The sequence below is a fragment of the Streptomyces argenteolus genome (assembly GCF_042902585.1).
Taxonomy (GTDB): domain Bacteria; phylum Actinomycetota; class Actinomycetes; order Streptomycetales; family Streptomycetaceae; genus Streptomyces; species Streptomyces argenteolus.
In genome coordinates, this window is record NZ_JBIBEG010000035.1 from 1 (window position 1) to 2126 (window position 2126).

The following is a 2126-nucleotide window of genomic DNA, read 5'->3' on the forward strand; positions in this document are numbered from 1 at the left end:
GAGGAGACGGTTCGTGGGCTGATTGCCGAGGGTTACACCACGTTCGTCGAGGTCAGTCCGCATCCGGTGCTGACGTCCCCGGTCGAGGAGACCGGAGAGTCCGTGGGCGTCGAGGTGTGTGCGGTCGGCACGTTGCGGCGTGATCAGGGGGACGTTCGGCGTTTCCTCACTTCGCTGGCAGAGTTGTGGGTGCGGGGTGTTGAGCCGGAGTGGCAGGGTGTGTTCGCGGGCAGTGGTGCGCGCCGGGTCGAGTTGCCCACGTATGCCTTCCAGCGTCGGCACTACTGGCTGGACGGTGCATCCGGCGCCGCTGAGGTGTCCGGGGCCGGTCTCTCCGCGCTCGGTCACCCGCTGCTGGCTGCCGGGATCGCGCTCGCGAGCGGCGAGGGCCACCTCTTCACGGGCCGCATATCCCTCCACACGCATTCCTGGCTCGCCGGTCACGCGGTGCTGGGCCGGGTCCTGGTGCCCGGGGCAGCCATGGTCGAACTGGTACTGCGTGCGGGTGAGAGCGTCGGCTGCGAACTCCTCGAGGAGCTCGTTCTGCAGGCCCCCCTCGTCGTACCGGGCGGCGACGCGGTGGTCGATATCCAGGTCGCCGTGGGATCCCCCGACGAGCAGGGCCGGCGCACGGTGCAGCTGCACTCCCGGGCGGCCCGGGCCGGCCAGGAGGACGACGGTGCGGAGTGGGTCTGCCACGCCGAGGGGCTGTTGATCGCGGCGCCTGCCGCACTCGCCGGCCAGCAGGCGCCAGCCGACGCCGTCTGGCCGCCGGCGGGCGCGGAGGCCGTGGACATCGACGGGCTGTACGAGCGCCTGGCGGCCATGGGGTACGGCTACGGTCCGGTGTTCCAGGGCATCCGTGCGGTGTGGCGGCGTGGCGAGGAGTTGTTCGCCGATGTCGTACTGCCGGAAGGTGCGGAGCGGGACGCCGGGCGGTTCGGGGTGCACCCCGCCCTCGTCGACGCCGCGCTCCAGACGGGTCTGGTGACGCTGCTGGAGGACGGCGGCGAGCGAATGATGCCCTTCTCCTTCGCCGGGGTCCGTCTCCACGCGACCGGTGCCACAGCGGTACGAGTCCGGCTGACGCCGACGGGCGCAGACTCTCTCGAGGTGCGGCTGACCGACGGCTCCGGCCTTCCGGTGCTCACCATAGAGGCGCTCACCTCGCGCCCGCTCACCGCTGACACGCTCTCCCGTCAGAGCGTGGATTCCCTGTACGAGGTCAACTGGTCCTCGCTCGGCGATGGTTCGGGCAACACCAGCGATGTTCCTGATACGGCCGTGGTCCTGGGTGATGGTCTGGCAGCGCTCGATCTGCCGTCTTACGCGGACCTCGCCGCGCTCGCCGAGAGCGTCCGCGGCGGCGGCGCCGTGCCCGCGACCGTGCTCCTGCCCTGCCCACGGACGGCGGGTGGGGACACCCCTGCCGCCGTCCGTGCGCTGCTGGCCCCCGTACTTGCCGACGTACAGGAATGGCTGGCTCTTCCGGAGCTGGAGGAGGCCAGGCTCGTCGTGGTGACCCGGGGTGGTTCGGCCGTCGCACCGGGAGAGCGGCCCGATCCCGGGCAGGCCGCGGTGCAGGGCCTGATCCGCACGGCGTCCTCCGAACACCCGGGCCGTTTCGTGCTGGCCGACCTGGACGACGCGCCGTCGTCCGCCGCGGCCCTGCCCGCCGCGGTCGCCGGGGCGGTGGCCGCTGACGAGTCCGTGTTGGCGCTGCGTTCCGGAGCGGTTTATGTGCCCCGGCTCGGCCGGGTCTCCACCACTGACGCCGACACTCTGGCCGTGCCCGAAGCGGACGCCTGGGGTGTGGAGCTGGACACGGGTGGAACGCTGGACGGGCTGCGTCTGGTGGCCGCTCCGCGTGCTGCCGAGCCGCTCTGTGCGGGTCAGGTACGGGTCGAGGTACGCGCCACCGGGGTCAACTTCCGTGACGTGCTCGTGGCGTTGGGAGTCGTCTCCAAGACGGCGGGACTGTCGAGCGGCGACGGTGACGGGGCTGCCCCGGAGACCGAGGCGTTGTTCGGGAGTGAGGGTGCGGGGGTGGTGACCGAGGTGGGGCCTGGGGTCACTGGTTTTGTGGTGGGTGATCGGGTGATGGGCTTGCTGTCGGGTTCGTATGC

Annotated in this window: 1 protein-coding gene; it reads left to right on the forward strand. The window is 71.5% G+C overall.

The features are described from left to right. A partial coding sequence (locus ACFY8O_RS34415) for a polyketide synthase dehydratase domain-containing protein (RefSeq protein WP_387909353.1) occupies window positions 1–2126 on the forward strand: 2126 nt, incomplete at both ends.